The following is a 24,116-nucleotide window of genomic DNA, read 5'->3' as shown; positions in this document are numbered from 1 at the left end:
GTCGTGGGCCGGCGCGGAGCAGGTTATCCAGCATGCGACGGATGCTCCATTGGGCGTGCGATGCGTCTTGCATCCGCACGGCGCGCGACGATCAGCGCGAGCGCGGCGGTGACCGCGATGCTTGCCGCAAGGTGTGCGAGCGCCGCGCCTTCGACGCCCGCCTGGTCGATCAGATAGCGGGCGGCCGGGACGTAGAGCAGCGCGAGCGCGGCAATCGCCGCCAGCACGATGCCGCCGGCGCGCAGCGCGATCGCGGCGGCCCAGAGCACGTCCGTGGCCGCACGCAGCACGAACGAGACGAGCAGCACCGCGAGCAGCGTGACATGTCCCGAATCGGTCGGTTCGTGCGCGAGCGCGAACAGCGTGCGATGCGCGGCAAGGATGATGACCGACGCGAGCAGCGTCACGGTGGCGCTTGCCGCCACCGCATGCATCGTGCGACGGGAGAACGCATCCGGCGCGTCGATCAGCGTGCGGACGAGGCGCGGGCCGGCCGTGACCACCACCGTCGCAAACGCGACGGTCTGCACGGCGTTCGCGATCGACCACGCGAACACATACTGGCCGAGCACGTCGGCGCCGATCCGGCCACCCGCGATGAAGCGCTCCGCGTATTGCAGCGACGACAGGATCACGCCGGCCACATAGAACGGCAGTCCGTGTCGCCAGACCGCGAGCACGGGGCGCGGGGAGCGTGCTGCGCCGGGCAGCCCGATGCCGCGCGCACGCCGGTCGAAGGCGGCGATCTTGTGCCACGCCGCGACGACGACGACCGCGTTGGTCATGATCCACAGCGCGAATATGACCTCGATCGAATGCAGGACGCCGGCGAGCAGGCCGGCGCACGCGAGGCCGGCCCAGGCGCCGGTGCGCACGAACAGCAGCATCGAGCCGATGCGAGGCCGATGTAGCGAGAACAGCCAGCCGTTGACCTCGAACGCCGCATGCTCGGACAGGGCGACGAGCAGCACGCACCACGCCAGCGGCGTCGACAGCGAGAACCGGTCGAGCAGCCCGACAACGGCATCGTTCGTCGTCGAGACGGCGAATGCCGCGACGATCAGCAGGTACAACACCCCATAGGTGGCGCCTACCGTGCGGGCTTCGCCGATCGCGGCCAGCGGGTGGGTTTCGCTCAGCCGGCGGTTGAGTTCGGGGCCGAAGCCGAGCCCCAGCGCTTTGGAGGCGATGACGGACGCGGCGACCGCGAGCCCGTAGACGGCGACCGCGTTGAAGCCCAGCGTGCGCGCGATGACGATCGTGAGCGCGAACTTCAGACCGAGCGCCGAGAACCGGAGGAAAAGACGCGTCAGCATCGTTCGCCTCCGGCGATGTCACGCGCGGCGCGCAGCGCGTCGATCACGCGCGCGCGGGCCGCACGGATGCCCGCGAAGCCGGTTTGGGCGGCGTCCCAGAACGCGGCCGTCGCGCCGGGGGCAAGAATCGTATCGGCGACGTACGCGGGATCGAAGTTCGCGCCGTTGACGACCCAGTCGTCGAGCCGCATGTCCGAGTACGCACCGAAGCCCTTGCGCTCGTAGCTGACGTGGAATGCCGGAACGCCGTGCAGGATCGATTCGAGCGCCCCATGCAGCCGGACCGACACGACGATGTCCGGACGGTCGTGCTCGAGCAGCGTCCTGAGCGGCACCAGCGCGTCGCGAATGCCGAGGCCGTGGTAGTAGGCGAGATCGTCGTTGCCGCGGCCGGTGCTCTGCACCGCGAAGCTGACCCGGCACGACGTGCGCATCCGTTCGACGAGCTGCCGGATCGACGCATCGTACCGGGCGCGTCGTGCGGGTGACCATGCGGGCGCGCGGCGCAGCACGAACGCGACGTGCCGCACGGCATGCTCCGCTTGCGGCGGGATCGCGTCGCCGCGATGCGCGAAATCGAGCACTGCGAGATCGGGCGCGCGCCGCGTATTCGGGTTCGCGGCGAGAAAGGCCGCGGAGCGGTCGTCGCGGACGAATACCGAATCGAAGGCGGCAAGCAGCGAGCGCAGATGGGCGCCCACCGGGTGCGCCGACAGCGCCGGCCCGATGCTTTGCGGCAGATAGACGGTTGGCTTGCCCGATGCGTGCGCAGCGCGCATCTGCAGCAGATGCCCGGCTTCGAGCTTGAGCGCTTCGATGGTATTGCGCGCACGCAGGTAGCCGCCGCCGACGCCTACGATCAGGTCGGCGTCGTCGAGCAGTTCGCCCAGCGGGCGCAGTAGCCGGTTCGAGCGCATGTGCAGCGCGGCGCCGGCCGCGGCGGTCAGCCGGCGCCAGCCGCGGTCCGCGAGCACGGGGGCCCCGCGGACGTCGTCGTAGGCGGTGAACGATGCGGGATCGGCCGCGACGATCGACACGCGGGTCGCGTCGCCGAAGGCCTCCCGAAGTAGCCCGACCGACAGGTCGACGAGCAGGCCGTCGCCCGAGTTGCAGGTGCTGTATGCATGGAGCAGCGCGATGTGGGAGGGCGAAGTCATGCGGTCTTTCCTTGTGGAACGAGTGCGCGATAAAAATCGAGCGTGTGCCGGACCATCGTCGCGGCCGAGAATCGGTCGAGTGCCGTCACGCAGTTCGCCCGCATGCGATCGCGCTGCGCCGGATCGTCGGCGAGCGCGACGACGGCGTGCGCGAACTGCGTCGTGTCGTCGTCGTTCGGGACGATGACGCCGATGCCGTGCGCATCGACCAGTTCGACCGCGCCGGCGACCCGCGATGCGACGATCGGCACGCGCGCGGCCATCGCTTCGAGGCAGACGTACGGAAAGCCTTCGTAGCGGCTCGGCAGCGCAAACAGGTCGAATGCGGAAAAGTAGCGGCTCGCGCGCTCGACCGCGCCCGCGACGCGAAGCGTCGGCGGCAGGTCGTCCGCGTCGGGGCCGGCCGCGGCGCTGAAATTGCCGGGGCCAATCGCGACGAACTGCACGGCGTGGCCGCACCGGCGATACACGCCGCGTGCGATTCGTACGAGCCGGTCGACGCCCTTCTGGTGATCGAAGCGCCCGACGAAGCCGACGACGATCGCGTCGTCCGGCAGGCCGAGCGCCCGCCGTGCGTCGCGACGCGGCAGCGTGTCGGGTGGCGGGACGCCGTTGACGATCGTCCGGACGCGATGCGAGGGTATTCCGAGTGCGTGTTGAAGATGCCGCGCTTCGTCCTGCGACACGGCCACGATGCCGTGCGTGCACAGCCGGCCGAGCCATCGCTCGATCGTGCCGTAGAAGCGGCGCTGCGCATCGGTCAGCGACGGATTGAGCGTGTAGACCGCATGGGGCGTATAGACCTGACGCCACGGGCCGATGCACAGCCGGGCGATCGCGCCGGCCTTCGAGCTGTGGCTGTGCACGATATCCGGGCGGATGCGCCGCAGGCATCGATGCACGTGTGCGACTGCCAGTGCGTCACGCCAACCGACGGCACGCTGCAGTGGCACGCGATGAACGCTGGTGCAGCGCGACAGCACGCGGGCATCGAGAATCCGGTCGTCGAAGCGCGGGCCGTCAGGCGCGATCAGGTGCAGCTCGACTCCGTCGGTCGCGCTCAGCCCTTCGATCAGGTCGGCGAGATGCACGGCCACGCCGCCGCCCGCCGCTTCGACGACGAGCGCGATGCGCAGGCGCGGTGCGCGGGCCGCGTGCGACGGCGCACGGGTTTCGTCGGCGAGCAGGGTGGGGGTACGGGGAGCATTGCCGGCCGCCGCGCGTTCGAGGTGACGGGTATCGCTCATCGCGGGCCTCCGCGCCGGAACCGGGAAACTAGCCCGCGCAGCGACTGCCCGACGGACGCGGCGACGCCGCCGCGCGGCGGCGCGTAGCGGTAATGCGTATAGCGGTAAGCGCCGTAGCGCGAACCATAGCCGCCTGCGCGCGGGTCGACGCCGTTGAGCAGGACGCCGCTTACTTCGACGCCATTGTGCGCAAGCCGTCGAACGGCTTCGCCCAGTTCGGCGATGCGCGTCGATCCTGCGCGCGCGGCCAGCAGCACGATACCTGCGTGGCGGCCGAGCACGACGGCGTCGGCGACCGCGAGGATCGGTGCAGAGTCGATCACAACGCGGTCGTAGCGGGCCGAGAGCGTGTCGAGCAGCGCCGCGACGCGATGGTCGGCGAGCGATTGCGCCGGATGTTCGGGCATCGCGCCGGTCGCGATGAAGTCGAGATTCGGGAGCACGTTCCGATGGATTGCGTCCTCCGGCGCAGCGGCGCCGGATAGCAGTTCGGCGAGGCCCGGTTCGCGCGGGACGCCCAGCGATTCGTGCAGATAGCCCTTGCGGAGGTCGCCGTCGACGAGCAGCACGCGTTCCCCGCCGGCGGCCAGCAGCGCCGCGAAATTCGCCGCGACGAACGACTTGCCTGCGCCGGGGACGGGCCCCGTCAGCAGCAGGATGTTGTTGCGCGCGTCCTGTATCGTGAAGCGAAGCGCGGTGTGCAGGCTCCGCAGGCTTTCGGCCGCCGGATCGTGAGGATGGAGCGCGCTCAGCAGATGCGGCCCGGTCAGGCGCCGGGCGATACGCCGGGCGATCTGCCGCTGACCCGCGGAATCGGGAATGGTCGCGTAGACGTCGATGCCGAGATGCCGCTCGACCTCGTCGGCGTTGCGCACGCCGCCGAACAGGTAATCGCGGACGAATGCGAGCGCGACGCCGAGCGTGAGGCCGAGCAGCGCGGCCGCGACGATGACGACCGGGCGGTTCGGGCGGACGGCGTCCTCAGGGACGATCGGCGTGTCGACGAGTCGCACGCTCCCCGTCTTGCCGGCCCTGACCAGTTCGAGCTGCTGGGTGTTGGCGAGCAGTGCCGTATAAAGATCGGTATCGACCTTCACGTCGAGCATCAGTCGCACGGCATCCTGCTGCAGATTGGGCAAGCGCCGGACCCGGTGTTCGAATGCCTGCTGTTCGCGCGCGAGCGTTGCGATCTGCGCATCGAGCGCGACCATGTCGGGGTGGCCTGGCGCGAAGCGCGACGCCATCTCGTCGCGCTTTTGTTGCAGTTCGAGCCGGCGCGTCGTCGCATCCGCCGATTGCTGCAGAAGCAGCTTCGCTTCCTCGTCCAGGTCGATCGTGCCGTTCGCGTTGCGCAGGTTCGTGTAGCGCTGCTCGGCATCCTGCAGCTGCTTCTTGAGCACCGGCAATTGTGCGTTGAGGAAGGTGAGCGATTGCGCGGCATCGGCGGACTTGCGTTCGATATGCTGGCGAATGTAGTGGTTCGCGACGGCCTGCAGCTGCGCCTGCACGCGCTGCGGGTCGGGGCCGCGCAGCGTCGCGACGATGACGCCCGACTGCTTGATCTTCTCCTGGACGTCGAGCCCGCGACGCAGCGCGTCGATCGTTTCGGCGCGCGATTCGCGCACGACCGTGAAGCGGGTGCCGGAACGGGCGTCGATGCGCACGACGTCGATCGCGATCGGGCCGTCGGCGCTCTGGAATGTCTCCGGGCGGCCGATCGTGCCGGTGACGGGGGCGGACAGTGCCGCGCCGGTCAGCCGGTATTGGCCGCCGTCGAGCATCGACAGTTCGAAGCGCTCGCCTTCGACGGAGCGCGGCACGTCGAAGCGCGCGAGTTCGACGGATTCGCCGCCCCATGCGTAGCCGCCCAGGCCGAACACGCCGGGGCGCGTGATTCCCGTGTTGAAGCGCGACACGAATTCGCCGACGACGGGGAAACGCTTCGGCTGCGCGACGATGTAGCTGCGCAGTTCGTCGACCGCACGTGTGACCACGAGTCGCGACGCGAGAATCTGCGCTTCGGCCGCGGCACTCGACTTGATGTCGAACAGCGACGAGACGTCGCCGAGCACGCTTTTCGCGGCGGACGTGTCGCCGCTGTCCTCGACCTGCACCATGATGTCGGCCTGGTACTGCCGGTGAGCGAGGAACGCGTACAGCGTGCCGGCGCCGACACAGATTGCGGTGACGAGGGCGATCAGCCAGCGCTGGGAAACGAGGACATCGATCGCGCCGGCGAGATCGAGCTCGGCGTCACGATCATGCGGACGCTCGTGGGAGGGATGGGATGTCATCGGTTCGAATCAGGAGGCTGGGGAGTGGAAGGGAGCGACGGCGCGAGGCGCGCGCACCATGCGTCGACGCCGCGCTCGATGAGTCGCAGGCTGTGCTCGAACGACGCGCGCGGGCCGAGATACGGATCCGGCACGTCGAAGCCGTCGGGCTGGCCGGTCGACGCGACGGGCGTGCCGAGCCGGAATACGCGGCCGCGAAGTGCCGGCAGGTAGTGCTCGAGCCAGCGCTTCTGATCGAGATCCATTGCCAGGATCAGGTCGGCGCGTGCGCCGAGCGACGGCAGCAGGCGGCGCGCGCGGTGGGGGGTGATGTCGAAGCCGCGCGCGCGCATCAGGTCGACCGCATGCGGATCGGCCGCTTGGCCGTCGCGAGCGCCGATGCCGGCCGACTGCACGTCGATGCCCGGCAGGCGCGCACGAAAGAGCGCCTCGGCCATCGGACTGCGACAGACGTTGCCGATGCACACGACGAGCAGGGTGGCGACGGGCCTCATTTGACGGCGAGCGCCGCGGCGGCGCTGGTGTTGACGCCCGGCAGCAGCAGGCTGAGCACGCGGCTGAAACGCACGAGACCGTTGCCGTCGACGTAGACGATGTCCTTCGGCTGCAGCTCGAACTCGTTCGCGAGCACCATCGACACCGGCGAGCGCGCATCGAGATGGAATACCTGCGGGTGATCCGTGCCCGAGCCGCGGATCACGAACATCTGGGCCGCGTCGGCCGTGCCGGCGTTGATGCTGCCTGCCTGCGACAGCGCGTCGGAGAGCGTGAGCCGCCCGTCGCGCAGCGGCACGGCGAGCGCCGGCTTGTTGACCTCGCCCATTACGTAGACGCCATAGTCGTTACGGGCCGGCACGTGCAGGAGATCGCCGGCCGCGAGCGTGACGTCGGCCGGGTTGCGGCCGTGACGCAGCATCCGGCTCAGGTCGAGCGGATAGGTTACGCCGCCGCGTACGAGCGTCATGCGGCTCTGGTCGGCGCTCTGGCTGAGGCCTCCCGCACGGCCGAGGGCCTCGTAGAGCGTCATCGGCACGTCATTGACGGGCTGGACGCCGGGCGTGCGGACTTCGCCGTCGACGTAGACCTGCTGCGAGCGGAACGACGCGATGCGCAGCGTCACTTGCGGATCGCGGTAGACGCGCGACAGCGCCTGGACGATCTCGGCTTGTGCCGCGTCGACGGTCAGCCCGGCGACGTGCAGTTCGCCCGCGAACGGAAACGACAGGTTGCCGCGTGGATCGACGACGAAGCCGGCGACGGGATCGGCCGCGCGCGGCGTGCCTTGCGGCGCGGCGCCCTGCGCGGACGCCAGTTCGGGGTGATCCCACACGGTGATTTGCAGCACGTCGCCGGCGCCGATCCGGTACTGGCCGGCTGGCGCGGCGAGCAGGTCGGACTGCGTGTCCTGCCGGCGCGTCTCCTGCGCATCGAGCTGGCGGATCAGGGCGGTGTCGATCTTCGTCAGCCGGAACGACGGCGCGTCGTCGGCCGCCCGGCCATCGGTCGCAACGGGCGGCGTGCCCATCCGCATGCCGGGCGCGACGGCGCAGGCCGACAATGCGATGCAAAGCGTCGCGCTCAGCAGCGCACGCGCGCCGTATGGACATGCGGATCCATTCCGCGCGTTCATGGCGGTTTTCATCAGTCATCCTTGTCATGTGGCGGCGAAATCGATCGAAGACGCCGCGTGCGTATCAGTACGCGTTGCGGTGCGTCCAGCCGTGCAGAACGGTGGCCGCGACGATGCGCATGTCGAGTGCGAACGACCAGTTGCGCAGGTAGAAGAGATCGGCTTCGACGCGACGCTCCATCTTCTCGAGGCGATCGGTTTCGCCGCGTAGCCCGTTGATTTGCGCCCAGCCGGTGATGCCGGGCTTGACGCGGTAGCGGTGGATGTAGCCGTCGACGATCCGCTGGTACAGATGATCGTGTTCGAGCGCATGCGGGCGCGGCCCGACGACCGACATCTCGCCGCGCAGCACGTTGATGAACTGCGGCAGCTCGTCGAGGCTCGTGCGGCGCAGGAGCGCACCGATTCGCGTGACGCGCGGGTCGCCGCGCGTTGCCTGCCGGATCGCGCCGCCTTCGTCGTGAAGCTGCATCGTGCGGAACTTGAGGATCGTGAACGCCTTGCCGTTCGCGCCCTTGCGCTGCTGCCGGAACAGCACCGGGCCTTTCGACGACAGCCGGACTGCGACCGCGATCGCGAACAACAACGGGGCAGTGCCGACAAGGACGGCGGCCGCGAACAGGCGGTCGAAGATCGCCTTCTGGAGCAGCGCACCCGACGACAGCGGCGATGCGACGAGATTGATCGCAGGCGCGCCGACCAGGTCGATCATTTCGCCATCGAACATCGCGAGCTTGCCGACATCGGGCACGAACCGGATGTCGACGAGATCGTTGCGGAACGCGTCGAGCACGGTCATGACGGCGCGTGCCTCGTCGATCGGCAAGGCAAGCCAGATTTCGGGTATCGCATGCGCTCGCACGTGCTGCACGAATGCGTCAAGGGTGCGAAAGCACGGCAGGCCGGCGTCGCTGTCGCGGAGCGTGCCATCGAGATCGAGCGCGGCCGCGGCGCGGAATCCGGTCGACGGCGCCTGGGCGATCCGGTCGAGCACCATGTCTCGGTGCGCGCCCGCACCCACGATGGCGACCGGGCGGTCGCACTCGCGCGAACGGCCGATTCGGTCGAGTGTCCTGCCGGCAACGAGCCGCGACGCGATGAGCGCGACTCCGCTCGTTGCTGCCCAGAGCAGGTACCAGTGCAGCGGTGCCGGCGTGGCAGTCAGCACGTGCGTCACGAGTGCCGCACCGGCCTGGGCGAGCAGCCACGCGAGCACGGTGAGTACGGCGGTGCGGCATTTCGACCGGCCCAGCGGCGCTCGACAGACGCCGAATGCGGGAAACAACACCAGCGCGAAAGTTGCTGAAAGCGCGACGATCGCAAGTTCGGATGACTGATCGCTTCCTGTGGCGGGAAAGACCAATGCCGCCACCAGTGCGCCGGCCGAGATCAGCACGACATCGGACACTCGCGCAATCGATCCTCCGGTGGTTTGCGACGCGTTCCAGCGCCGCGCTTCGAATGACATATCCATTTGAGCTGTTGCTACGGTTTTGTTTGACTTTGCGTTGCCGTCGCCCGATCTCGACGCAACGCAACGCGCCCAGGCGGAACAGGACGAGGCTGTTGTCGTTGCGTCGGATGGGAATCGATGGACGGTGTGCGGCTTGATCTGCCGGTCGGGCGAACGCATCGCGCCGGTGCTTTAAATTGAACGTCGCGCCATGAACGTTCACGAGACATGCTGATTAACCCGACGCGGTCAATTATCGGAAACTGGGGAAAGCATTTAAATGGGATTGGTCTGAAACGGGCTGCCTGGTGTTTCTGATATGTATGAAAGTCAAGGCAGCCGGTGGCTTATGGCAGAGCAGCCGCATGAACTATCGCAAGCTCGAGCAGGTTCATGCGGATGCGACGCGGGATCGCACAGTTCCTCGCGGCACGATTCACGCGAACGTGGTATGGACCTTTACCGAAGGCCATGTTCAGCGCGCTGTTCTCGATACGCCGTGAGCCCGCACGGCCCGTGCCAGTCGTGTCGCGTCGGAAGGCCGGCTTGACGCGTAGTAACGCCGCTCGGTCGCCTTGGTATTACCGATTTCCCAAATGGCCTCGACCATCGCGATCGAGCGCAGACCAGACCGCCAACCCAGTTCCGTCCCCCGGGGCAAGGTTGCACACTGCGCAGTCAGATTCAGACAAGTCAAATTGACGCTTGCGTCGGCGGCTCATTACATTGCAATGGTGCGGCAGTCGACGTACGGACGATACCGGAGTCGACGAGGTTCGCACGTGTCATTATTAGAGGATTGCATAACATGCGTGAATTGAATGTTTTTGAAGCAAAGCAGATTTCGGGTGCAGGCCTGGTGATCGCCGGCGGCATCAGCGGCAACGCTGGTACGTCGGGGAATAACGGTGTCGGCGTTTCCATCGGCGTCGGCAAGGGCGCCAGCGTGACGATCGACGGTCAGCCCGTTTCTCCCACGAGCTCGAGCAAGAACGGCGTCGGGGTGGTCATTGGGCGCTACAGCTCGTCTTTCAAGTTCAAGTTCTGATTCGAGGGCGTTGAACCTGGAATTAAAATAAACAGATAGAGGTATCTTGAGGGCAGCGATTCGCTGCCCTTTTTTTTGACTTGCGGAATGTTCGACGCTTGACGTGATGCGATGCCGCAAGCTGCATGCGGGAGCGTAGGCGTGACGCAGCACGGGCGCCGGTCGTCGAGGCGCCGTCGGAACCGTGCGCGCCTGCGGCGCATCATCGAGAAAATCCGTCGAGCGGCTGAATGTAGAATTGCTAAGCTTCTTGCTGCCCGTGAAGTCGGGGCAAGTTCATCTCGCTCATGCGTGCCGTACGCACTTTCCAGTTGCTCGACGAGAGGCGTGATTTCGCCCGGCTCCGCCATGCGGTCAACAGGAACTTGCCGCTGAGTGCGCTTTGCGACCTACGCCGGTCGTAGTCGGTGCATCGTGATTGAAGCTTGCTCGGAGCGTTTCGATCCAGGTACGCGCAGCGCGGTGGAAGCGTGGCTGGTTGGATAGGCGAGCCAGGGCGCGATGGCCTGGTGCCGGTCCAATCCAATCAAGCGTGGTGCGGGCGAAAGGGAAGCGGGATGCGAGCTGCATGGCGCTTTTTGCGGCGGCCCGATTTCATTGGCCTTCGTCTCGATCGCGCTCATTTTGTATCCGTCCATCGCCACTTCGTGGGCGTGCATTTCCTTGACACGTGCACGTGCTGCACGCGCACGACGAAATGCGTGCAGGAAGCGGCGCCGCTCTGACGCGCAGCCGGGGCCGGCCGCGCGGTGCGTGTGTGGCCCGGGGCCCGTCGCGCGCGACGGGCCCCGAGCGGCTGGCGTCGCTCAGGCCGTCGTGTCGATGATGCCGGGCATCGGCACGTCCGGATTCACGTCCGCGTCGTAGTCGACGCCGGCGATCGCGAAGCCGAACAGGCGCAGGAACTCGGTCTTGTAGCCGGCGAAGTCGGTCAGCTCGTACAGGTTGTCGTTGGTGACCTGGTCCCACAGCGCGACGACTTTCGCCTGCACGTCCGGGTCGAGCTCCTTGTAGTCCGCGCGCAGGCGGCCTTCGTCGTCGACGTGCGGCGCGGCGCCGTACAGGCTGTCCTTGAGCAGGCCGTAGACCTGCTCGATGCAGCCTTCGTGCGTGCCCTTTTCCTTCATGACCTTGAACAGCAGCGACAGGTACAGCGGCATCATCGGGATCGCCGAGCTCGCCTGCGTGACGACCGCCTTCAGCACCGACACGCGTGCATCGCCGCCGGCCGGGGCGAGCGTGTCGCGGATCGCGAGCACCTTCTTGTCGAGATCCTTCTTCGCGGCGCCGATCGAGCCGTTCCAGTAGATGTCGTGCGTGATCTGCTCGCCGAGATACGTGAACGCGGTGGTCTTCGCGCCGTCGGCCAGCACGCCGGCCGCGTGCAGCGCGTCGATCCACATCTGCCAGTCCTCGCCGCCCATCACCGCGACGGTGCCGTCGATCTCTTCCTGCGTCGCCGGCTCGAGCACGGTTTCGCGGATCACTTCCTTGTCGGTGTCGAGGCCGCGGAAGCTGACCGACTTGCCGATCGGCTTCAGCGTCGAGCTGATGACTTCGCCGGTGCGCGGGTGCGTGCGGCGCGGCGCGGCGAGGCTGTAGACGACGAGGTCGACCTTGCCGAGATCTTGCTTGATGGTGTCGATCGTGACCTGCTTGACGGCGTCGGAGAATGCGTCGCCGTTGATGCTGCGCGCATACAGGCCCTTGGCGGCCGCGAACTTCTCGAACGCGGCGCTGTTGTACCAGCCGGCGGTGCCCGGCTTCGTCTCGCTGCCGGCACGCTCGAAGAACACGCCGAGCGTGTCCGCGCCCGAGCCGAACGCGGCCGTGATCCGGGCGGCGAGGCCGTAGCCGGTCGACGCGCCGATCACGAGCACTTTCTTCGGACCATTGGCGATCGGGCCGTGCGAAGTCACGTAGTCGATCTGTTCCTTGACATTGGCCTCGCAGCCGACGGGATGAGTCGTCACGCAGATGAAGCCACGCACGCGCGGTTTGATGATCATGAAAACCTCTTGTGAGAAAGGCGGAAACGGCCAGGAAATAGAAAAAATTTCCGCGCATTGTAATGGATGCGGCGGCCCGCTCGCTGTCAGCCGGCCGGATTTTATTTCTGTCTTGACAGAAATAACTGAAACGCCTAAATTTCCGGCCATGGAACTCACACCGATTGCCGAACGATTCATCCTCCACTGGGGCGAAATGGGCTCCCGCTGGGGGGTCAACCGCACCGTCGCGCAGATTCACGCGCTGCTCTACCTGCTCGGGCGGCCGGTCGCCGCCGACGAGATCGCGGAGACGCTCAACGTCGCGCGTTCGAACGTCAGCACGAGCCTGAAGGAACTGCAGGCGTGGCGGCTCGCGAAGGTGGTGCACGTGATGGGCGACCGGCGCGATCACTTCGAGACGTCGACGGATATCTGGGAGCTGTTCAAGCTGATCGTCGAAGGGCGCCGCCAGCGCGAGATCGAGCCGACGCTCGACGTGCTGCGCGATTGCCTGGCGAGCCCGGAGATCGCCGACGAGAGCCGCGAGACCGAGCAGCGCATCCGCGACACGCTGCAGTTCGTCGAGACGCTCACGACGTGGTCGGACGAGATGCTGCGGCTCAAGCCGGACACGCTGATGAAGGCGCTCGGCATCGGCGCGAAGATCAGCCAGACCGTCAGGCGCAAGTCGCCGAAGTAAATCGAGGGTCAGTCGAAGCGGGCGCGCAGCCCGCTTTTTTCGGGGCATGAATTTCTGTCTATACAGAAATAACTGTAAATAGAGGATGAAAATGAATGCAATCGCGTGTCGGATGTTTCCGTTCACGGCGCCCATCGCATGCCGTCCGTCGCGCACACCGGAGGCCACGTCATGAACATCCTGGTCTGCGGCGCGAACGGCTTCATCGGCCGCGCGCTGTGTACGCGGCTCGAGGCCGACGGCCATCGCGTCGTGCGCGGCGTGCGGCGCGCGACGGGGCCCGGCGAGATCGCGATCGACTATGCGCACGACGTGCGGCCCGAACACTGGCACGCGCGGCTCGACGGCATCGATGCGGTGGTCAACGCGGTCGGCATCCTCCGCGAGCGGCGCGGCGCGACGTTCGACGCCGTGCATCGCGCGGCGCCATGCGCGTTGTTCGACGCGTGCTGCCGCGCCGGCGTGCGGCAGGTCGTGCAGATTTCGGCGCTGGGCGTCGAGCGCGCCGACACCGCGTACTTCGCGAGCAAGCTTGCCGCCGATGCCCATCTTCAGACGCTGCCGGTCGATGGCCGGATCGTGCGGCCGGCGCTCGTGTACGGCACGTCGGGCACGTCCGCGCGCCTGTTCCGTGCGCTCGCGAGCCTGCCGGTGCATGTGCTGCCCGCCGGCGGCCGGCAACGGCTGCGTCCCGTGCATGTCGACGACCTGGCCGAGCTCGTCGCGCGGCTGATCGACCGGTCCGCCGCGTGCGGGCGAATCGTCGACCTGGTTGGCGCGGACGAAGTCGACTACCGCGAGATGCTGGCGGCGTACCGGCGCGCGATGGGGTTTCCGCCCGCGCTGCGCATCCGTGCGCCGGGCGTGCTGGTCGCGGCGGCGGCGGCGCTGTCCGGCTGGATGCCGGGCGCGATGCTGACGCGCGACACGTGGTCGATGCTGCAAGCCGGCAATACCGGCGACGTCGCCGCGTCCACCGCCGCACTCGGCCGGCCGCCGCGCGGCCTGCGCGCGTTCATCGGCACGGAGGCCGTGGCGCTGCGCCGCGAAGCGCTCGCCGCGTGGCGGCGCCCGCTGCTGACGTGGGCGCTCGCGATCGTCTGGCTCTGGACGGCGGTGGCGAGCGCATTCGTCTACCCGCTGTCCGGCAGCCTCGCGCTGCTCGCGCGGGTTCACCTGACCGGCGTGCCGGCGCTGGTCGCGCTCTACGCGGCATGCGCGCTCGATTTCGCGTTCGGCGTCGCGACCGTCGCCGCGCCGGGCCGGCGGCTGTGGGCCGCGCAGATCGCGCTGGTCGCCGCCTATTCGACGATCATCGCCGTCGCGATGCCCGACCAGTTGTCCGAGCCGTTCGGGCCGATCGTCAAGAACCTGCCGATACTCGCGATCCTGCTGATCCTGTTCAGTGAAGAGAACCGTTCATGAATACCTATCTCGTCGTCAAGGCGCTGCACATCCTGTCGTCGGTGCTGATGGTCGGCACGGGCCTCGGCACCGCGTTCTACCTGTTCTTCGCGAACCGCACGCGCTCGGTGCCGGCGATCGCCGCCGTGTCGCGGCTCGTGGTGCGCGCCGACTGGTGGTTCACGACGCCGGCCGTGATCTTCCAGCCCGCGTCCGGGCTGTGGCTCGCGCACGCGGCCGGCTGGCCGTGGCACACGCCCTGGCTCGTCGCGTCGCTCGGCCTGTACCTGCTCGCGGGCGCGTGCTGGCTGCCGGTCGTGTGGCTGCAGATCGAGCTGGCCGCGATGGCGAAGGTCGCGCATGCGAACGGCGCTGCCGACCTGCCGGATCGCTACTGGCGCTACGCGAAGACCTGGGAACTGCTCGGCTACCCGGCGTTTCTCGCGATGCTGCTCGTCTATTTCCTGATGGTGCTGAAGCCGATGTGAGCGGCGCGCGCGCAAATGCGGCGCCTCGAAAATCGATGAGCCGGATTCACCGGGGACGACGTGCCGCGGATCACCGCGCGACGATGCATGCAGCCCGCGGAATCCGGGATAATCAGACGATTCCGGATTCGCGCTACCCGACCTCGCAAGGAGCCAGCATGCTGCAAATTCTCGGCAAGATTCCGTCCATCAACGTACGCAAGGTGCTGTGGGCGTGCACCGAACTGAACCTCCCGTTCGAACGCGAAGACTGGGGCGCCGGCTTCCGTTCGACCGACGATCCGGCCTACCTCGCGCTGAATCCGAACGGCCTCGTGCCGGTGATCAAGGATGGCGATTTCGTGCTCTGGGAGTCGAACGCGATCATTCGCTATCTCGCGAACCGCTACGGCAGCGAGGGGCTGTACCCGGCCGAGCCGCAGGCGCGTGCGCGGGTCGATCAATGGATCGACTGGCAGGCGTCGGATCTCAACCGTTCATGGGTTCCCGCGTTTCTCGGCCTCGTGCGAAAGTCGCCCGATCACCAGAATCCCGACGCCATCGCGCAGTCGATCGCGAACTGGACGAAGCATACGCAGGTGCTGAACGCGCAGCTCGAGGCGACCGGCGCATTCGTCGCGGGCGAGCATTTCACACTCGCGGACATTCCGATCGGGCTGTCGGTGAACCGCTGGTTCGGCACGCCGTTCGCGCATCCGTCATTTCCGGCGCTGTCGCGCTATATCGAGCGTCTCGCCGCGCGTCCGGGCTTCGAGGCCTACGGCGGCAGCAAGTGGCCCTGAGCTGACCTCGCCTATTCGCCGCGCGCCGGAACCGCGTCGAGCACGCGCGTCAGGAACGCTTCGTGATTCCACGCGGATTCCGGCCGCGACAACCCGAGCCGCACGACGACGAGCTGCCGGCTCGGCACCACGCTGACGAACTGGCCTTCGTGGCCGACCGCATGGAATGCGTCGGCCGGCAGCGCCCGCGCGTGCGGATCGCTGTCGTTGAACGGCTCCGGCACGGCCACCCACAGTTGCGCGCCGTACTCCCGGCGCGGCGCCTGCGGCGTCGCGCGCGTCATGTAGCGCACCCAGCCTGCCGGCAGCAGGCGCTTGCCATCCCACATCCCGTCCTGCAGCAGCAACTGGCCGAACTGCGCCCAGTCGCGCGCGCTCGCGTACATGAACGACGCGCTCGCGAGCGTGCCCGACGCATCGGGCTCGAACACCGCATGGCGCATGCCGAGCGGCGCGAACAGCGCGCGGCGCGGAAACGCCAGATAGTCGGCGTTCGTGCCGCCCATCGCGTCGCGCATCACGCGCGCGAGAATCGCGCTCGTGCCGCTCGAATACTGCCAGCGCGCGCTCGGCGGCGACGCGAGCGGCTTGGCGGCCGCGAAGCGCGCGGTGTCCGGTTGCGTGAACAGCATCACGGCGACGTCCGACAGCGGGTCGTCGTAGTCCTCGTTGAATTGCAGGCCGCTCGTCATCCGCAGCAGTTCGTCGAGCGTGATGTGCGCACGCGGATCGCCGTCGCCGCGCCATTCGGGCAGCAGCGCCGATGCGTCCGGCGACAGCCGGTGCTGCGCGACGAGCATGCCGACCAGCGCGGCGGTGACGGTCTTGGTCATCGACCAGCCGGGCAACGGCATGTCCGCCGAGAAGCCGGGCGCATAGCGCTCGGCGATCACCGTGCCGCGATGGAGCACGACGATCGCACGGGTGCGCCGCGGGTGAACGGGATCGGGTTCGTCGAATGCGTGCGCGAGCGCGTCCTGCAGCTTGCGCGCGTCCACGCCGGCGGGCAGCACCGGCGGCGGAGCGGCAGGCGCGGGCGGGTCCGGGTCGGCCACCGCGGCGGGCAGTGCGTGGGTCGACGGCCCGAGCGCCAGCGTGCAGCCGAGCCCGGGCCGGAATACGGCCTCGCGTTCGGCGAAACCGGCGAAGGTGGCGCGCGCGAGATGACGGTCGGGGTCGATCGACGGGCGCACCAGCTTGAGCAGCGGATGCACGCCGGCCATGATGTCGACGTCGATCACCGACGCGGCCGGGCGCCCGGAGACGAACACGCCCGAACACAGCGCCTTCGCCGCATAGCCGGTGGCGATCGGCGCGAGCCGGGACAGCATGTAGCCTGCGTAGCCGAGCGCGGCCAGCAGCGCGAGCACGGCGCCGCGTCGAATCAGCGGCTTGAAGGGGAGGGTCATGCGCGAGCGTCCTCGGTGGTGGGCCGGCGGGTCACGAACCGGCAGTGTCGCAGGTTCGGGCGCCGGGTGGCAATCGCGCCCGCATGGCGATCGCGGCAACAAGAAGGCCGGCGTGCGGCAGATGCCGCAGCCGGCCCGCAAGCACTGCACGTCGCATCGAAGCGCAGCGCTGACGTTCGCGCGGCGCGCGCGGCGATGCGGGACTCGCGACGCGCTCGTTCACGACGTCATTGATTGTTGTTGTTTTCGTTGTTGTCCAGGCGCAGCGTCCAGACGGTGGCGGTATTCGTGTTGTCGTTGACGGCCGCGAACTGAATCTGGCCAGTGCTGCTGCGCCCGAACGCGAGGCCGAAGGCCGCGCCTTCGACGATATCGACCTGCATTTGCGCGATGAAGCGCCCTTCCACCGTGAATTCGACGATCTCGCTCGGCTGCTGCGGATCGGCGCTCACCGCGTCGCCGTTGGCGGTCACGAGATGGCCGTTCGGCGCGAGTGCGAGCGCGAGCGGGCCGTGCAGATGAACCCGGTCGAAATAGATCAGCCGTCCGACGCCGGCATTGCCGTTCGTCGATGCGGCGCCATGGATCGCGAAGATCGCGTTGTCGCCGGTGGCCGCGACATAAAGGACGTCGCGGTTCGCGTCATACGCGAGCCCGGTCGGGCCGACGACGAGCGCGGCGGGATCGGTGTGGTGCGTGTATCCCGACGCGATGATGCGCGAGCTCGGCAACATCCTGACGCCATTGTTGTCGATCATCAGGTCGATGCGGGCGACCGTGCCGTTCAGCACGTTCGACACGAACGCGGTCACGCGCGGGCTGCGATCGATCACGGTCATGTCCCACGGCCCGTCGAGCAGCGTGGCGTTCACGAGTTGCGTGACGAGATGGCCTTGCGGATTGATCACGAGCAGCGAGCCCGGCGGGACGACGTTCTTGCCGTCAGGCGCGGGCAGGTTGCCGACCAGCACGAAGCCGCTGCGCAGCACCGCGAGCGCGGTGGTGAGCCCGACGTTCGCGCCTCCGAAGAAGGTTGTCGGCGTGTCGCCGGGTGTCAGCTTCACGATGGTCGTGCCGGTGCCCTGCAGGCCGGACGACGCGTTGAAGTTCGACACGACGACGTCGCCCGGTTTCAGCGGGCTCCATGCGGGCACGCCGGGCGGCACGAACGCGATGCCGTACGGATTGACGTCGCCGTTGGTCGGCACCGTCGACGAGATCACCGCGGTAGGCGGCAGGATCGTCTCGCCGCCGGCCCACGAGAAGGCAGACGACAGCGCGACCAGGCCGGCGCCGCAGGCCGCGCGGCGCAACATGCGCGCCATCGCGCGCGTGCTTTGGGTCACGGCCGGCCGGCTCACGGGCGGGTCGAGGGAGCCGCAGGCGGGGAGAGGGTTCATGGCATGACTCCGGTTGGCGATCACGTGAAAGCATCCGGGCTGCAAGCCAGCGCAGTCGACGGGTGTCCGGCGCCGGCTCGCGGCGTTGCGGCGTGAACCGACGCTGGGAGTAAACGGTTTGCGGCAGGCGATTATTCCGGGTGTTTTCGCGCACTGCATGCGAACTGTCACGCACTGTTGTTCGCCATGCGGGCGGTGCCTGACGAGTTGAAATCCGTCCCGCGGTCGGCCGATAATCGTCCGGCATCGATCGACCAACCGAATCCACGCCAACCGGAAACTGCCATGCCCTACGACAACAACAACCCGTTTGCCAGGATCCTTCGCGGCGAGCTGCCGTGCGTCAAGGTCGCGGAAGACGACGCGACGATCGCGATCATGGACCTGATGCCGCAGGCCGACGGCCACGTGCTCGTGATCCCGAAGGAGCCCGCGGTGGACATCTTCGGCCTGTCCGGCGACGCGGCCGCCGCGTCCATCCGCATGACGCAGCGCGTGGCCGCCGCGGTGCGCGACGCGCTGCAGCCGGACGGCATGTTCATCGGCCAGTTCAACGGCCGCGCGGCCGGCCAGACGGTCGCGCACGTGCACTTCCACGTGATCCCGCGCTGGGAGGACGTCGCGCTGCGCATGCACGCGCGCGAAGTCGCCGACGCGGCGGCCCTCGAATCGATCGCAAAGCGCATTCGCGAACGCTTCGTGTAATCGCGCGCCTGCCGCAGCAGGAGGTTGCGGCGGTCATGTCGGGTAACACGTGTAACGGCGCGCGAAACGCGCCGTCGAAGCGCGGGCGCTAGACTCGATTCATTGCTTGATCGAGCGACAGGGAAGGTGGATCGACCCGCTCGAATCGGGCACGCGTCCATCGTCCTGCACGCCGGGAAACCGTTCATGACCAGACTACTCGTCACCTTCGCATTGATCAGCGGCCTGTGCGGCTGCGTCGTCGCACCGCCTTACGGCTATGCGCCGGCACCGGCTTACTACGGCTACGCGCCGGCCTATTACGCGCCGCCGGTCAGCGTCGGCATCGGCGGCTCGTTCCGCATTCGCTGACCTTGCACGAGGCGCCGCGCCGCCGTCCTCCTATACTTCAGCGGAAAGGGCTCGTCCAAGCGAGGCACCCATGTCGCTTACGCCAGGCGTCGCGGCCTTGTCGGTCGCGGCCACGCTCGCCTATCTCGGGCTCGCGGTGCTCGGCATCGGCGGGTTCGCCGCATTCTTCGCGCATCCCGCGCTGACGGTGGTCGCGATCGCGACGCTCGTGATGACCGTCGTCGCCTTGTTCAGCAGCGCCAACCTGAGCCCCGGCGAGCAGGAGGATCGCGGCAATCGCTGGGTGCTCGCCGCGTTCGGCGCGCTCGGCTTCCTCGCCGCATACGTGCCCGCGTGGACGGACCGCATGGACGTGTGGACCCTCGACGGCGAAACGCTGCGCTGGGCCGGCGTGGCGCTGTTCATCGCCGGCGGCGCGTTGCGCATCTGGCCCGTGTTCGTGCTGGGCCGCCGTTTCAGCGGGCTGGTCGCGATCCAGCCCGGCCATGCGCTCGTGACGGACGGCCTCTACCGCGTGATCCGCAACCCGAGCTATCTCGGCCTGCTCGTCAATTCGCTCGGCTGGGCGCTGGCGTTTCGCGCCGGCGCCGGCGTGCTGCTGACCGTGCTGACGATTCCGCCGCTCGTCGCGCGCATCCGCGCCGAGGAAGCGCTGCTGCGTGCGCATTTCGGGGCCGAGTACGACGCGTACTGCGCGCACACCTGGCGCCTGATTCCCGGCGTCTACTGACCCTTTGCCGTTTGCCGGGGCGGTACGACCGACCGCCGGTTGCATCCGCGCGACGCCGCACGGGGCGATTTCACGGGGCCGGAGCGTATCTGTAACAGCCGCAAACCCGCGCCACGGCGGGTTTGAGCGCCGGTTGTAACGCATTCGGTAACTCTTTCCGCAGCTCACACAACTTGTTACCAGAATCTTCGCGGCAAGCGTCGGGGAGCGATGCTATTCTTCGCCGCAAGCTCTTTGAAATGCATTCGTCCGGCCCCCTGCACAATGCAATGTGCGCGGCGATGCCGGCCGGATCAGATCGACGTACAGAGCGAACCCTCGATAATCAGATTGCGAACAAGGAACAATACGGGCATGTGGAAGAAGATCGCCTCCACCCTCGTCGTCGCCGCTCTTGCTGGCGCGACTGCGCTGCCGGCAGCAGCTAACGATTTGAACAACGCCCTTGGCGGCGCGCTCGGCGGGGTTGCCGGCGCGGCGGTCGGCGGCGCGGTCGGCGGCCGCACCGGCTCGGTGATCGGCGGCGCGATCGGCGGCGGCGCCGGCGGCGCGGTGACGGCGAACCGTCACGAGCGCACGGGCGCGATCATCGGCGGCGCGCTCGGCGGCGGTGCAGGCACCGCGGCGGGCAACGCGATGGGCGGCCGCACGGGCGGCCTGCTCGGCGCGGCAGTCGGCGGCGGCGCCGGCGCGGCGCTCGGCGGCAACCTCCAGCGCAACTCGTATGACCGCGACTACGATCGCGGCTATCGTCGCCACAAGCATCGCCGTCACCATCACGACGACTGATCGTGATGCCGGCGTAGCGGGCTGACCCGTCCGGCGTGCGACACGCACACCGGGCGCGAACCACCGCCACGCCCCTGCGATGCCCGCCGCGTTTCGCGCGCCGGGCATCGCGCAGCACCCCCTCCGCAGATTCTCCCCACGCCACGTCGCGCCACGCGCGTGCGCACCGAACCCGCCATCGATAATGCGATGTGCGCGGCACACTGATTCCTTCTCTACGTTTTCAAACCATGATTGCCGTCTGCCGCGCGTCGACGCTGCGTGCATGCGCCGACACCCGCCGACACTCGCCGACACCCGCCGACACCCGCCGACGCCAGCCGACGCCAGCCGACGCCAGCCGACGCCAGCCGACGCCAGCCGACACCCGCGCCACAGTAGTGCGAAATCGAATGGAAACCATCGTGACATTTAATTGGTGAATCGCGAACGACTTCGCTATCGTCAACGCTGCCCGCGCACGGAATCAGACCACGCCCGTTGCCACGCCAGGCCGATCGACGCCGCTGCGTCGCGGCAGGACGGCACGGCCGCCGAGCGCAGCCGCGACCACTCGCCGAACCGGGTGGGCCGTCGCGAACCTGGCCGACCGACCGGAAGCCGACCCGCTTTCACGTTTCCCCGGCAACGGCGTCCTGCCGCCTGCGCGCCCCGCTCGCAGATGCATCGCAGGACACCGTCGCCGCCGGGGACCGGACCAACCCATTGCCTGGATGCCTTATGTCTAAGACAACGTATTACGCGCCGCATGGCGGCCACCCGCCGCAGACGGACCTGCTGACCGATCGCGCGATGTTCACCGAGGCGTACGCGGTCATTCCGAAGGGCGTGCTGCGCGACATCGTGACGAGCTGGCTGCCGTTCTGGACCAACACGCGCCTGTGGGTGCTCGCGCGTCCGCTGTCGGGATTCGCCGAGACGTTCTCGCAGTACATCGTCGAAGTCAGCCCGGGCGGCGGCAGCGACAAGCCCGAGCAGGACAAGGAAGCCGAAGGCGTGCTGTTCGTCGTCGAAGGGGAAGTCGCGCTGACGCTGCAGGGCACGAAGCACGTGCTGAAGCCGGGCGGCTACGCGTTCATTCCGCCGGGCGCCGCGTGGACGCTGCACAACGTCAGCGACGCCGCCGCGCGTTTCCACTGGATCCGCAAGCGCTACCAGGCCGTCGACGGCATTCCGCTGCCGGAAGCGTTCGTGACCAACGAGCAGGATGTCGAGCCGATCCCGATGCCTGGCACCGACGGCGCGTGGGTGACGACGCGCTTCGTCGACATGAGCGACATGCGCCACGACATGCACGTGAACATCGTGACGTTCCAGCCGGGCGGCGTGATCCCGTTCGCGGAAACGCACGTGATGGAGCACGGGCTTTATGTGCTCGAAGGCAAGGCCGTGTATCGCCTGAACCAGGACTGGGTCGAGGTCGAGGCCGGCGACTTCATGTGGCTGCGCGCGTTCTGCCCGCAGGCGTGTTACTCGGGCGGCCCCGGCCGCTTCCGCTACCTGCTGTACAAGGACGTGAACCGTCACATGAACCTGACGCTGAACGCGCCGCGCTGAACGCATCGCGCATTCGCGGAATGAAAAACCCGCCGGTGCAAGCCGGCGGGTTTTTTTCTGGGTGCTTCGTGCATTGACAGGGAAAATCGCCTGATCTAGTTTACTGGAAATTCAATCCATTAAACTAGATTGCATGGACATCCACACCCGAATCGCCCAACGCGTCCGCGAGCTTCGCGACGCCAGGGGCTGGTCGCTCGACACCCTCGCGGAGCGCAGCGCAGTCAGCCGCTCGAACATCTCGCTGATCGAGCGCGGGCAAAGCAGCCCGACCGCCGTTGTCCTCGACAAGCTGTCCACCGCGCTTGGCGTGTCCGTCGCGTCGCTGTTCGAACCGACGGAGGCCGCCACGTCCGCCGAGCTGTCGCCGCATGCGCCATCGCGCGAGCAGGCGCGCTGGACCGATCCCGGGTCGGGCTACGTCCGGCGCAACCTGTCGCCGCCTGCGTGGTCGCCGATTCAACTGGTCGAGGTCGAGTTTCCGCCGGGGAAGCAGGTCGCATACGAAACGGGCATCCGTAATGCCGACATCCACCAGCAGGTCTGGGTCGTCGAAGGCACGATGGAAGTGACCGTCGGCGATCGGCAATGGCAACTCGACACGGGCGACTGCCTCGCGATGAAGCTGGACCAGCCGATCAGCTATCGAAACCCGTCGCGCCGGCCGGCGCGTTATCTCGTCGCACTGTGCAACCTGTCCGCCGACGCACCACGGAGCAGGAAATGAGCGAATCGATCACCGTCCGGCGCGTGGGCCCCGACAGCGTGATGGCTTACATCGACGCCTTGTCGGACATCCTGATCGACTGCGTCGAAGGCGGCGCATCCGTCAGCTTCATGCTGCCGATCGCGCGGCACACCGCCGTGCGGTTCTGGACGCAGGTCGCCGAAAGCGTGATGCGTGACGAGCGAATCCTGCTCGTTGCCGAAGATGCCGGCGGCCGCGTCGTCGGCACCGTGCAGCTGATCACCGCGCAGCCCGAGAACCAGCCGCATCGCGCCGACGTCGCGAAGATGCTGGTCTGCCGCACGGCGCGCAGGCAGGGCGTGGGCGCGCGCCTGATGGCCGCGGCGGACGACGCCGCGCGCACGGCCGGCAAGTCGGTGCTCGTGCTCGACACCGTGACCGGCAGCGATGCCGCGCGGCTGTACGAGCGGGCCGGCTGGCAGCGCGTCGGGGACGTGCCCAACTATGCGTTGATGCCCGACGGCACGTACTGCGGGACGACGTTCTTTCACAGGCAACTGGCCTGGATCCGGCGCGCGACATCGCGATAGAACGCGTCGATCGCGTCGACCGTCTGCGAGCGCCCCGGCTTCACGGTGTCGGCCGCGCAGGAGCGGGCGGTCGCGTCGAACCTGTGGCGGCTGTCCGGGGACGAAGCCGGCCTCGGCCTGAAGCTCGGGCTGTCGCACCACCTGTCGGCGTACGGGCTGCTCGGGTATGGCCTGTCGAGCAGCGCGACCGGCATGGACGCCATCACGCTCGCGGGCCGCCGCCGGCGGTTGACCACCTGCCACCGGCTGCCGCCCCTTTCCTAAATAAAATTCAGCCAGCCCAACTTTGGCTAAAGATTGTTCCGGTTTCGGGGCAACCCTTCGACAATGCGCGCCTTCAGCGACGGATGGCGGCGTGTCGCGCGCCATGCCGCCGCGGCATCCAAG

Annotated in this window: 24 protein-coding genes; 14 read left to right on the top strand and 10 right to left on the bottom strand. The window is 68.0% G+C overall.

Translation table 11 applies throughout. The annotated features are described in order from the left end of the window. Positions 1 to 23: 23 nt before the first annotated feature. The 7 genes from HWY45_RS07415 to HWY45_RS07385 are packed head-to-tail and all read right to left on the bottom strand — an operon-like array spanning position 24 to position 9,118. Positions 24 to 1,316 (bottom strand): lipopolysaccharide biosynthesis protein, encoded by a 1,293-nt coding sequence (locus HWY45_RS07415; protein WP_059879466.1) that lies wholly within the window; start codon positions 1,314 to 1,316, stop codon positions 24 to 26. Further along, positions 1,310 to 2,473 carry a polysaccharide pyruvyl transferase family protein gene (locus HWY45_RS07410; protein WP_059879469.1) on the bottom strand — a complete coding sequence of 388 codons (1,164 nt, stop codon included), beginning with the start codon at positions 2,471 to 2,473 and terminating at the stop codon, positions 1,310 to 1,312. The genes HWY45_RS07415 and HWY45_RS07410 overlap by 7 nt, the downstream gene beginning before the upstream one ends. Continuing rightward, entirely contained in the window at positions 2,470 to 3,720 is a 1,251-nt protein-coding gene (locus HWY45_RS07405) for a glycosyltransferase family 4 protein (protein WP_059879472.1), read from the bottom strand. The genes HWY45_RS07410 and HWY45_RS07405 overlap by 4 nt, the downstream gene beginning before the upstream one ends. Then, complete coding sequence (locus HWY45_RS07400; RefSeq protein ID WP_059879475.1) at positions 3,717 to 6,014, bottom strand: polysaccharide biosynthesis tyrosine autokinase; 2,298 nt, start codon at positions 6,012 to 6,014, stop codon at positions 3,717 to 3,719. The genes HWY45_RS07405 and HWY45_RS07400 overlap by 4 nt, the downstream gene beginning before the upstream one ends. Beyond that, positions 6,011 to 6,508 (bottom strand): low molecular weight protein-tyrosine-phosphatase, encoded by a 498-nt coding sequence (locus HWY45_RS07395; RefSeq protein ID WP_059879477.1) that lies wholly within the window; start codon positions 6,506 to 6,508, stop codon positions 6,011 to 6,013. Before HWY45_RS07395 ends, HWY45_RS07400 begins: the two co-directional genes overlap by 4 nt. Continuing rightward, positions 6,505 to 7,656, bottom strand: coding sequence for a polysaccharide biosynthesis/export family protein (locus HWY45_RS07390; RefSeq protein ID WP_059879480.1), 1,152 nt, complete (start codon positions 7,654 to 7,656; stop codon positions 6,505 to 6,507). The genes HWY45_RS07395 and HWY45_RS07390 overlap by 4 nt, the downstream gene beginning before the upstream one ends. Positions 7,657 to 7,708: 52 nt before the next feature. After that, the gene (locus HWY45_RS07385; RefSeq protein ID WP_059879483.1) at positions 7,709 to 9,118 is read right to left on the bottom strand and encodes an undecaprenyl-phosphate glucose phosphotransferase; all 1,410 of its coding nucleotides are present in this window, start codon (positions 9,116 to 9,118) and stop codon (positions 7,709 to 7,711) included. Positions 9,119 to 9,420: 302 nt separating this feature from the next. Here HWY45_RS07385 and HWY45_RS07380 point away from each other — a divergent pair, with 302 nt between their 5' ends. Further along, complete coding sequence (locus HWY45_RS07380; protein ID WP_124546231.1) at positions 9,421 to 9,600, top strand: hypothetical protein; 180 nt, start codon at positions 9,421 to 9,423, stop codon at positions 9,598 to 9,600. Between the two features lie 305 nt (positions 9,601 to 9,905). Next, positions 9,906 to 10,145, top strand: coding sequence for a hypothetical protein (locus tag HWY45_RS07375; protein WP_059982516.1), 240 nt, complete (start codon positions 9,906 to 9,908; stop codon positions 10,143 to 10,145). Positions 10,146 to 10,951: 806 nt separating this feature from the next. Here the strand turns inward: HWY45_RS07375 and fabV are convergent. Next, a complete protein-coding gene (gene fabV, locus HWY45_RS07370; RefSeq protein ID WP_059565810.1) occupies positions 10,952 to 12,154 on the bottom strand; it encodes an enoyl-ACP reductase FabV in 1,203 nt (400 codons plus the stop codon). Positions 12,155 to 12,302: 148 nt separating this feature from the next. On the opposite strand from fabV, the gene HWY45_RS07365 reads away from it, so the two are divergent. The 4 genes from HWY45_RS07365 to HWY45_RS07350 all read left to right on the top strand — a co-directional run bounded on the left by HWY45_RS07365 (position 12,303) and on the right by HWY45_RS07350 (position 15,510). Continuing rightward, complete coding sequence (locus HWY45_RS07365) at positions 12,303 to 12,836, top strand: GbsR/MarR family transcriptional regulator (RefSeq protein ID WP_059565809.1); 534 nt, start codon at positions 12,303 to 12,305, stop codon at positions 12,834 to 12,836. 171 nt (positions 12,837 to 13,007) lie between these two features. After that, complete coding sequence (locus HWY45_RS07360; RefSeq protein WP_059879617.1) at positions 13,008 to 14,261, top strand: SDR family oxidoreductase; 1,254 nt, start codon at positions 13,008 to 13,010, stop codon at positions 14,259 to 14,261. Next, positions 14,258 to 14,728: a DUF2269 family protein gene (locus tag HWY45_RS07355; protein WP_059565808.1), complete on the top strand. Its 471-nt coding sequence runs from the start codon at positions 14,258 to 14,260 to the stop codon at positions 14,726 to 14,728. The genes HWY45_RS07360 and HWY45_RS07355 overlap by 4 nt, the downstream gene beginning before the upstream one ends. Before the next feature lie 158 nt (positions 14,729 to 14,886). Continuing rightward, entirely contained in the window at positions 14,887 to 15,510 is a 624-nt protein-coding gene (locus HWY45_RS07350; RefSeq protein WP_059879489.1) for a glutathione S-transferase family protein, read from the top strand. Between the two features lie 11 nt (positions 15,511 to 15,521). On the opposite strand, the gene HWY45_RS07345 is transcribed toward HWY45_RS07350, so the two are convergent. Together HWY45_RS07345 and HWY45_RS07340 are read right to left on the bottom strand one after the other, a co-directional pair. Continuing rightward, positions 15,522 to 16,919, bottom strand: coding sequence for a serine hydrolase domain-containing protein (locus tag HWY45_RS07345; RefSeq protein ID WP_059879492.1), 1,398 nt, complete (start codon positions 16,917 to 16,919; stop codon positions 15,522 to 15,524). A 227-nt stretch (positions 16,920 to 17,146) separates the two neighbouring features. Further along, complete coding sequence (locus tag HWY45_RS07340; RefSeq protein ID WP_230946796.1) at positions 17,147 to 18,319, bottom strand: NHL repeat-containing protein; 1,173 nt, start codon at positions 18,317 to 18,319, stop codon at positions 17,147 to 17,149. 285 nt (positions 18,320 to 18,604) lie between these two features. Between HWY45_RS07340 and HWY45_RS07335 the strand changes: the two genes are divergently transcribed. From HWY45_RS07335 to HWY45_RS07300, 8 genes are all read left to right on the top strand, one after another. Then, positions 18,605 to 19,024, top strand: a complete 420-nt coding sequence (locus HWY45_RS07335) for an HIT family protein (RefSeq protein ID WP_059879495.1) — start codon at positions 18,605 to 18,607, stop codon at positions 19,022 to 19,024. Between the two features lie 186 nt (positions 19,025 to 19,210). Further along, a complete protein-coding gene (locus HWY45_RS07330) occupies positions 19,211 to 19,375 on the top strand; it encodes a hypothetical protein (protein WP_170304049.1) in 165 nt (54 codons plus the stop codon). A gap of 70 nt (positions 19,376 to 19,445) precedes the next feature. Further along, positions 19,446 to 20,105: a methyltransferase family protein gene (locus HWY45_RS07325; protein ID WP_059879498.1), complete on the top strand. Its 660-nt coding sequence runs from the start codon at positions 19,446 to 19,448 to the stop codon at positions 20,103 to 20,105. 354 nt (positions 20,106 to 20,459) lie between these two features. After that, on the top strand, positions 20,460 to 20,894 hold the full coding sequence (locus HWY45_RS07320; protein ID WP_059565803.1) for a hypothetical protein: 435 nt from the start codon (positions 20,460 to 20,462) through the stop codon (positions 20,892 to 20,894). A 720-nt stretch (positions 20,895 to 21,614) separates the two neighbouring features. Beyond that, positions 21,615 to 22,451, top strand: a complete 837-nt coding sequence (locus tag HWY45_RS07315) for a bifunctional allantoicase/(S)-ureidoglycine aminohydrolase (protein WP_059879501.1) — start codon at positions 21,615 to 21,617, stop codon at positions 22,449 to 22,451. Between the two features lie 133 nt (positions 22,452 to 22,584). Next, positions 22,585 to 23,178 carry a helix-turn-helix domain-containing protein gene (locus tag HWY45_RS07310; protein WP_059879504.1) on the top strand — a complete coding sequence of 198 codons (594 nt, stop codon included), beginning with the start codon at positions 22,585 to 22,587 and terminating at the stop codon, positions 23,176 to 23,178. After that, positions 23,175 to 23,729, top strand: coding sequence for a GNAT family N-acetyltransferase (locus HWY45_RS07305; protein ID WP_059879507.1), 555 nt, complete (start codon positions 23,175 to 23,177; stop codon positions 23,727 to 23,729). The genes HWY45_RS07310 and HWY45_RS07305 overlap by 4 nt, the downstream gene beginning before the upstream one ends. A gap of 9 nt (positions 23,730 to 23,738) precedes the next feature. Next, positions 23,739 to 23,993, top strand: a complete 255-nt coding sequence (locus HWY45_RS07300) for an AraC family transcriptional regulator ligand-binding domain-containing protein (RefSeq protein ID WP_081069704.1) — start codon at positions 23,739 to 23,741, stop codon at positions 23,991 to 23,993. Positions 23,994 to 24,116 lie beyond the last annotated feature (123 nt).

Origin of the sequence: Burkholderia stagnalis (assembly GCF_902830275.1) — a bacterium.
GTDB lineage: Bacteria > Pseudomonadota > Gammaproteobacteria > Burkholderiales > Burkholderiaceae > Burkholderia > Burkholderia stagnalis.
The sequence above is the reverse complement of the archived record's forward strand: the minus strand, read 5'-3'. Positions and strand labels throughout refer to the sequence as shown.